Genomic DNA, 8014 nt, shown 5'->3' with positions numbered 1-8014 from the left:
CCCCGGCCGAGCCCACCGGGCCGCTGCCCGGGCCCGGCACCCCGCCGGCGGGGTCGAGCACGCCGCCCGCCGCCCCCAGCAGGGCACCGGCCGAGTCGGCGACCGGGGCCGGTCGCGCGGCCGGCACGCCCCGCCCCGAGGAGCCGGCGCCGGTCGATTTCGTGCCGGCGAACGTCGTCGAGGAGGACCTGCTCGCGGCCGCCGGCAGCGGCAGCACGGACACGTTCCTCTCCACCCTGCTGCTGGCCCGGGTGCTGCTGCCCGCCGCGCCGGACTCGGCACCGGGCAGCCGGCCGGGGGACCCGGGCTTCGTCTGGCGGACCGAGGAGCTGGACGGCGAGACGTACGTGGTGGTCTACACCTCGCCGGAGCGGCTGGTGGACCGTGCCGACGGGCCGGTCGAGACGGTACGGGTCAAGTTCGTCCAGCTCATCCGCAGGTGGCCCGACGAGAGCTGGTCGTTCGCGGTCAACCCCGGGACCCCGGTCGGGGCGAAGTACCCGGGCGAGCAGGTCCTCGGGCTGGCCAACTGGGCCGCCGAGGTGGGGCTCGGCGACGACCCGGACAGCGAGCCGGAGCAGGCCGCCGTCGAGCCGGCGCCGGTCACCCCGACCCGGTACGCCCCGGTGGCGCACGACCCCACCCGCCCGGTGACCATGCAGAAGGCGGTCGCCGCGAGTCAGCTCGCCTACTACCTGGAGCGGGGCTACGACCGGGTCTCCGGCTTCGTGCACCGGGCCAACGAGCTGGCCCACCTGACCACCCCGGCGCAGCTGTACGACGCGCTCGGTCTCGGCCACCCGGGCTCGCCGTTCTCCCGGGACGCCGAGGAGATCTACGTGCTCCGCTGGCCGGCGTACCGGCCGAGCCTCTACCGCATCCCGTACGGCGGCCAGAACGAGCCCGCGATGCGGGCGATGGAGGGCTGGGTGATCGAACGTGCGCCGTTCCGGGGCAACGGGTTCGCCCCGGGGGAGAGCAGCGACGTGGTCGCGGAGTTCAAGGTGGACAGCGCGCGCCTGCCGCACGGCGCGCAGCTCTGGCGGATCGCCGTGAACGGCACCGAGCGGATGGTCGCCACCCTGGACGCCGACGCGCTGCTGTGGCGGCGGGTCGGCGAGCCGTGAGCCGCGACGGCTACGTGGCCCGCTGGCAGGGCCGCGAGTACCAGGCCAGCCCGGACGGCGACGACGTCCGGCTCTACCAGCCGGAACCGGGTGAGGGCTTCGAGGAGGTACGCCCCGGCCGGTACCGCCGGGTGGTGCCGGCCGCCGAGGTCGACGACCTGGCGTACGTGCGGACCACCTGCACCTGGCAGGGGCAGCCGTTCATCGTGCTGGCCCAGCACGACGGCTGGCTGCGGGTGGAGTACACCGGCGGACGCTGGCCGGTGGCTGAGGCGATGGGGCTGGAGGCCTTCGACTTCGGCGTCTACCAGGGCTGGGCGCCGGCGAACGAGGTGACCGACCTGCGCGAGCAGCGGGTTTGAGTCAGGACTTCGTCCAGCGCAGGATCTCGCCGAGCACCAGGTCCTTCGCCTCCATGTGCGGGAAGTGGCCGACCCCGTCGAGCAGCCGCCACTCGTACGGGGCGGTGACGTACCGGCCGGAGCCCTGCGCGGTGCGCGGCAGGGAGGCGGTGTCGAGCGCGCCGTGCAGTTGCAGGGTCGGCGTGACCAGCGGCTTCTGCATCAGCCGGACGAACCGGTAGCCGTGCAGCCGGAGCACCGACCGGAACGCCCAGCGGTAGCCCTCCAGCGCGCAGAAGGCGGCCTGCGGGATCTGCATCGCCTCGCGGCAGCAGCGGGCGTACGCCTCGAAGTCCGGGCCGGCCACCCACTGTGGCCCGCCCCAGCGGCGCAGTATCGTCTCGACCTCGGCGGCGTCGTCCCGGGTGAGCACGTGTTCGTAGCGGGGGAGCTGGAATTTCAGCGCCGGGGTGGCGGCGGCGAACTGGCCGCGCGGGTCGGCGAAGATCGCGGCGCGCAACCGGAGCGGGTGCGGGGCGGCGAGCACCACCAGCCGTCGGATCAGGGTGGGGTGGAACGAGGCGGCCGTCCAGCCGATCAGGCCACCGGCCCCGGCGCCGACCAGGGTGGCCGACCGCTCGCCCAGCGCCCGGATCAGCCCGGCCACGTCGGCGGCGAGGGTGTACCCGTCGTACCCCCGGGGTGGCTTGTCGCTCGCACCGTAACCGCGCAGGTCGACCGCGACCGCCCGGAACCCCGCGTCGGCCACGGCGGGCAGCAGGTCCCGCCAGGCCAGCCAGTACTCGGGGAAGCCGTGCAGGAAGAGCACCATCGGGCCGGTGCCGGCCTCGACGACGTGGAAGCGGCTGCCGTTGGCGCCGACGAACCGGTGCGTCCACGGCCCCTCGGGCAGGACGCAGGACTCGTCGACGGGTCCGCCACGCTGCTCGGTCATGTGCCACAGCCTAGGGTCCCGGCATCGCGGGGCCGGCCCGACCCGTCGGTCAGCGGCCGGGCACCCGTTACGGGCCGGCGGTGGCGTCAGGCGGTGACGATCCGCATCGGAACGGGCGATGCCCGGGCGGTGACCCGCCCGGGCATCGTGTGGTGCTGGTGGAACCTCGATCAGGAGATGCGGATCCGCATCGAGGTGCCGTTCTGCTTGAGAACCTGGATCTTGACCCCGTTGACCGGGACCTTCACGCCGTGGTTCGGCAGCTCCGGGTACCAGTACTGCTTGCTGTCGTCGAACAGCGGGGCAGCGGCCTGGCCGCGGATGTGCTGCGGCTCGCTGTTCACGTGGAGGGTGAACGAGTCGGCCTTCTTGAGGCTGAACGGCGCGTCGTAGATCTGCACGCGGGCCCGCCAGGGGTTGCCGGTCAGGTTGTACAGCGGCTTCGGGCGGGAGTCGATGTTCAGGTTGCGACCCTCACCCGGGTGACCGCCGGGGTTGAGCTTCTTGTCGTACGGCATGGTGTTGTTGTCCGCGTACCGGAGGTTCCAGTACGTGATCAGCAGACCCGTCTGGTACGCGTAGTGGTCGACGTAGTCCGGTCGGGTGTTGGCGTAGCCGAAGTAGTACGGACCGGTCTTCAGGTACTGGTCGTACGAGACGTACGACCGGTTGCCCGCGATGTAGTAGTTGGCGAAGTCGCGGGTGTAGGTCTCCTCGACGATGCTGAAGCCGTTGAGGGCCCAGTCGCCCGCGCCGGCCTCGGCGCCGTCGGAGAGGACGGTCTGCCCGTCGGCGGTCACGGTGATCGCGTCACCGTAGAACCCGCCGGCCGACACGCCGCCGTCGGTGATGTAGTGGTAGCGGAACTGCACGACCTTGCCCGCGGCCACGTCCATCGGGACGGTGAGGTCGACCCAGTCCGGCTCGTCGTCACCGTTGGTGTCGCTGTCACCGGTGAGGGCGTTGCGGCCGTTGCTGGTGGTCGGCGTGCCGTTGATCTTGAACGGCAGGGCCGACCAGCTCTTGCCGCCGTCCAGCGAGGCCTCGAAGTACATGTAGTCGTAGTTGTTCTCGATGTTGTAGCGGGCCTTCATCGACAGCGACGCGCTGGACTTCCCGGTGAGGTCGAACGTCCGGGTCATCGTGGTGTTGAGGTTGTCGTCGTTGCCGGAGAAGTACTGCCTGGCGCCCTCGGCCGGCTTGCCGTTGTTGAAGGTGTAGGTCCGCTTCGGGAGCACCACCACCGCGGCCTGGGGCTTCTTGGAGTTGTACTCCTCCGGGCCCAGGTCGATTGTCTGCGGGTCCTGCTTGGCCGGGACCACGGTCTCGTAGTCCAGCCAGCCGAGCTGCAGCTTGTTCCAGGCGCCCAGGTCCGCGCCACGCTCGCCGATGCCGGCGTCGTTCTTGGCGCTGACCCGGCTCTGGGCCATCAGGGTCCAGTGCTCCTGGCTGTTGTCGCCGGCGGCGCCGGTGTTGTAGTCGTCCGGCAGGCCCAGGTCGTGGCCGTACTCGTGGTAGAAGACGCTCCGGCCGCCGTTCTCCGGCTGCACCGTGTAGTCGCCGATCCAGATGCCGGTGTCGCCGATCTCGGTGCCGCCGAGGGGCGCGTTGGCCGGACCGGTCTCGCCGATGTCCGTGCCGTATGCGTACCAGCGGTGGCTCCAGATGGCGTCCTCACCCTGCAGCGGGTCACCGTCGGCCTGGTCGCCGCCTGAGTGGACGATCTGGAAGTGGTCGATGTAGCCGTCCGGCTCGTTGAAGTTGCCGTCGCCGTCGACGTCGTACCGGTCCCACTGGTCGAAGGACTTCACGTCGGCCGCGATCTCGGCGTCGGTGCGGCCCTTGGCCTCCTGGTCGGCGACCCACTGGTTGGCGGCGTCCCGCACCAGCGCCCAGGTGTTCGGGCAGGTGGTGTCCTGGCAGACCGCCGGGTCGTCGTCCGGGTTCGGCGGGTCGTTCGGGTCCGGGTCCGGAACCGGGTCGTTCGACCGGCCGTAGCGGGCCTCGTTGTACCTGACCCTGACCCAGTCGGTGACCTCGCCGTCGACCGGGTACCGGCCGGAGGACTGGGCCTCGTAGTACTGCTTCAGCGACTCGTCGCCCGGCTTGTTGCCGAAGTACAACTGGCGGAAGTGCTCCGCGCCGTAGTTCGACTGCCAGACGGTGGAGTTGTCCACGGCCCGGTTGGGGGCCGGGATCTGGTTGTGCAGCGGACCGTCGAACCGGGTCGGCCCGGGGGTGTCCGGGTCGATGTCCTTGTCCGGGTAGGACGGGTGCCGCTCGGTGCCGAACTCGGCCAGGATCACGAAGATCCGGTCCGACTTCTCGCGCTGCAGCTCGACGTACTGGTCCTTCTGGCCGTTGCCGGCGCGAGCGGCGCGCGCGTCGGCGCCGACCGCGCCGGCCGCGCCGGCCGCGCTCCGGCCGACCTTGACTACCGTGCTGCCGTTGATCTTCTGTGCCTTGGCCTTGCCGGAGAGGACCTCGCTGAGACCCTCCTGGCGCAGCGCCCGCCGCTTCTCCTCGAGCGGGTTGGGCAGATCGTGGTCGACCTGGGCGGGCTCGCCGACCGACGGAGCGGCCGCCGGCAACTTGGGCGTGGGCGCCGCGCTGGCGGTCGTGCCAACCACCAGTCCCGTCGCCGTCAGCGATAGCCCGAGCAGACCCACTGCGACTTTGCGCACGTGGTACCTCCGGTGTGAGGGAACCGGCCCAACGGGGGTACGGGCCGGTGAATTGGTCCCACGAGTGGGACCAATGGTGAAGATAGACATTCCCGTGATGGGTGGGAAGACAAGTTCGTCGATTTGTAGCAACTTTTTGTTGGGAATGCTTCGGCCCGTCACACCCTCACGCCGGTGGATACGCGGAAGGGGCCGATGGCGTCGCCGCCACCGGCCCCTCCGGACTTGCTACCCGATCAGTTGGTGACCTTGACGACCATGTCGCTGGTCGGGGTGGTGCCCTGCTTCAGGATCTCGATGGTGGTGCCGCTGCCGGCCACCTTCACCGAGTTCCACGGGTTGCCCGAGTTCCAGTACTTGCCGATGCCCTTGTCACTGAAGATCGGCTGCGGGTCGAGCGCCGGGACCGTGACCGCCACGCCGTTCAGGTGGAAGGTCTGGGCCGGCTTGGCGTACAGGCTGAACGCCGCGTCGTAGCCGTTGCGCCGGTTGGTGATGGTGCCCTGGCCGCCGACGTTGATCTTGTCCGGACGGACGTCAACCGGGAGGTTGAGGCCGTAGCCCGGGTGCGCCGACGTGTTGTTGTCGCCGTACGCGTAGTTGACGTACCAGACCAGCATGCCGGGCTGGTTCGAGAGGTGCTCCACCCAGTTCGGGCGGCTGTTGAGGAACCCGTAGTTGTACGGACCGGTCCGCAGGGTGTCGTCGTACCCGAAGAAGGTCCGGTTCTCGGCGATGTAGAAGCGGGGGTAGATGCCGGTCACCGAGCCGGTGATCCGGTTCCAACCCTTCACGGTCCACTCCGAGGCGAGGGTCTCCGCGTCGTCGGTCCACGCGACGGCGCCGTCCTTGGTCAGCGAGATGTTGTCCAGGAACGCGCCGGCGTAGTGCACGCCGCCGTCGGTGGCGTAGCGGTAACGGAACTTGACGGTCTGCCCGGCGTACGCGGACAGGTCGTAGGTCGAGTCGACCCAGGCACCGTTGCTGGAGCCGTCGATGCCGGCCTGGATGCTGCCGTCCTCGAGGGTGTCGTGCAAGGAGTTGGTGAGCTCCTTCCAGCTGGCGCCACCGTCGGTGGACACCTCGGCGAAGAGGTAGTCGTAGTCCTCTTCGATGTCGTACTGCAGCTTGGAGGTGATCGACGCGGTCGTCGCGCCGGTCAGGTCCAGGGTGCGGGTCAGCCTGCTCTCCAGGTCGTCCGCGCTGCCGCCCCACCACTCGTACGAGCCGGCGAACGGGGTGTTGTAGTTCGTCGTCTGCGTCTGAGTGGGCAGGTTGACCACGACCGCCTGGGCCTTCGGCCCGTCGCTGTCGCCGGCCGGGCCGAGCGTCACCTGGGTGGCGCCGCTGTTCTCGTCGACGACCGTGTGGTTCAGCCAGCCCAGGAAGAGCTTCGACCACGGGTCCATGTAGCCCGGGGTCGAACCGATGTCGTCGGTGCCGTGGCCCAGCCACGAACCCGAGGACATCAGGCTCCAGAAGCCGACGCCGTTGTCGCCACCCGCGGTGTCGTACAGGTCCGGCAGACCGAGGTCGTGACCGTACTCGTGGGCGAAGACGCCCAGCCCACCGTTCTCCGGCTCGGTGGTGTAGTCACCGATCCAGAGGCCGGTGTCGCCGATCTGCACACCACCCTTGAGGTTGCTGGCCGGGCCGGTCTTGCCCTTGTCGGTGAAGTAGGCGTACCAGCGGTGCGACCAGATGGCGTCCTCGCCCTGGGTGCCGCCGCCGGCCTCCTCGCCCTCACCGGCGTGCACCGCCTGGAAGTGGTCGATGTAGCCGTCGGGCTCGTTGAAGTTGCCGTCCTCGTCGAAGTCGTACCGGTCCCAGATGTCGAACTGCTTGAGGTAGTCCTTGATCTGCGCCGGCGTCTTGCCGGCCTTGACCTGGGCCTCGTACCAGGACGTGGCGCTGTCCTTGATGAAGGGCCAGGTACCGGCGGCGTCGGAGATCTTGTTGCTGCCGTACCGGGCCTCGTTGTACGGCACGGTGACCCAGTCGCTGACGTCGCCGCCAACGGTGTACCGTCCGCCCGACTGCTTCAGATAGAAGTCCCGGAACGACTCGCCCTCGCCGTAGAACAGGTCCATGTAGTGCTCCCGGTGGAAGTCCGGGCGCCACATGGTGCTGTTGTCGTCGGTGGCATTGCCGTCCCAGTTGCGGTCCGGCTCGGGGATCTGGTTGACCACCGGGCCGGGTGTCCCGCCGGTCGTCGGGTGGACCTGGTCGCCGAAGTTGACCAGCATGGTGAAGATGGGGTCCACCTTCGGGGCCTGCTGGTACTCGACGAACAGGTCGTCCTTGACCTGGATGACCTTCGAGCCGTTGCGCGTCTGAAGCTTGGCCTTGCCCTGGAGCAGGTCGGCGATGGCCTGCTTCCGAACCTCCCGCTGCTGATCCGCGATGGGATTGGGGAGGTTGTCCGGGCGCTGCTTGGCCTGGTCGACGCCGGGGGTGCCTTCCGCCGCCGGGACGGCGGACGCCGGTGCCGTGACGACACCGGCTGCCAGCAGCGCGGCCGCAGCCGAAGCCAGGCCCGCTGTGACTAGTCTCCTCAAAGGTCCTCCTCCTTTGTGGATCTGTTACATGACAGAGGCAGCCAAGGCCATCACTGTCATGTCATGCGTCACTCACAATGACACGGGTTTGCATCGTTGTCACGGGGCAATTACTCAAAGGGGTGCGCACCTTTTGCGGGCGAATCCGGACCAAAAGGCGGACGGATTTGGCGACGGCTCACATTACGTTTTGGCCACGATCACGTAGCGTGATCGGAATTATGAGGCCCCGTAGCGGAGCGCTGGGGGGTCGAAATGTGTCACACCAAAGTTGACTCGACGTCGGGCGGCGTAAGAAGAGACGGGGCCCGCCCGGAGCAGTGTGCTCCAGCCGGGCCCCGCCGTGTGC

General features: G+C 69.3%; 5 protein-coding genes. 2 read left to right on the top strand and 3 right to left on the bottom strand.

What is annotated here, in order from left to right; translation table 11 throughout:
- Nucleotides 1-1127, top strand: a 1127-nt coding sequence (locus DKT69_RS33795; RefSeq protein WP_146231278.1) for an SseB family protein, incomplete at its 5' end; no start/stop codon positions are given.
- Nucleotides 1124-1489 (top strand): UCP033725 family protein, encoded by a 366-nt coding sequence (locus tag DKT69_RS33790; protein WP_109805460.1) that lies wholly within the window; start codon nt 1124-1126, stop codon nt 1487-1489. The genes DKT69_RS33795 and DKT69_RS33790, both read left to right, overlap by 4 nt.
- A gap of 1 nt (nt 1490) precedes the next feature.
- On the opposite strand, the gene DKT69_RS33785 is transcribed toward DKT69_RS33790, so the two are convergent.
- From DKT69_RS33785 to DKT69_RS33775, 3 genes are all read right to left on the bottom strand, one after another.
- The gene (locus tag DKT69_RS33785) at nt 1491-2423 is read right to left on the bottom strand and encodes an alpha/beta fold hydrolase (protein WP_109805454.1); all 933 of its coding nucleotides are present in this window, start codon (nt 2421-2423) and stop codon (nt 1491-1493) included.
- 170 nt (nt 2424-2593) lie between these two features.
- Complete coding sequence (locus DKT69_RS33780) at nt 2594-5092, bottom strand: immune inhibitor A domain-containing protein (RefSeq protein WP_109805455.1); 2499 nt, start codon at nt 5090-5092, stop codon at nt 2594-2596.
- Between the two features lie 251 nt (nt 5093-5343).
- Nucleotides 5344-7665, bottom strand: a complete 2322-nt coding sequence (locus tag DKT69_RS33775; protein ID WP_201749994.1) for an immune inhibitor A domain-containing protein — start codon at nt 7663-7665, stop codon at nt 5344-5346.
- Nucleotides 7666-8014: the final 349 nt, after the last annotated feature.

The organism is Micromonospora sicca, from assembly GCF_003172935.1.
GTDB classification, from domain to species: Bacteria; Actinomycetota; Actinomycetes; order Mycobacteriales; family Micromonosporaceae; genus Micromonospora; species Micromonospora sicca.
Note: the sequence above shows the minus strand (reverse complement) of the source record. Positions and strands in the feature narration are given on the sequence as shown.

What these genes read in the sequence shown, in the direction of transcription:
- DKT69_RS33785 (WP_109805454.1), bottom strand. Translation starts at nt 2,423, where the DNA reads ATGACCGAGCAGCGTGGCGGACCCGTCGACGAGTCCTGCGTCCTGCCC.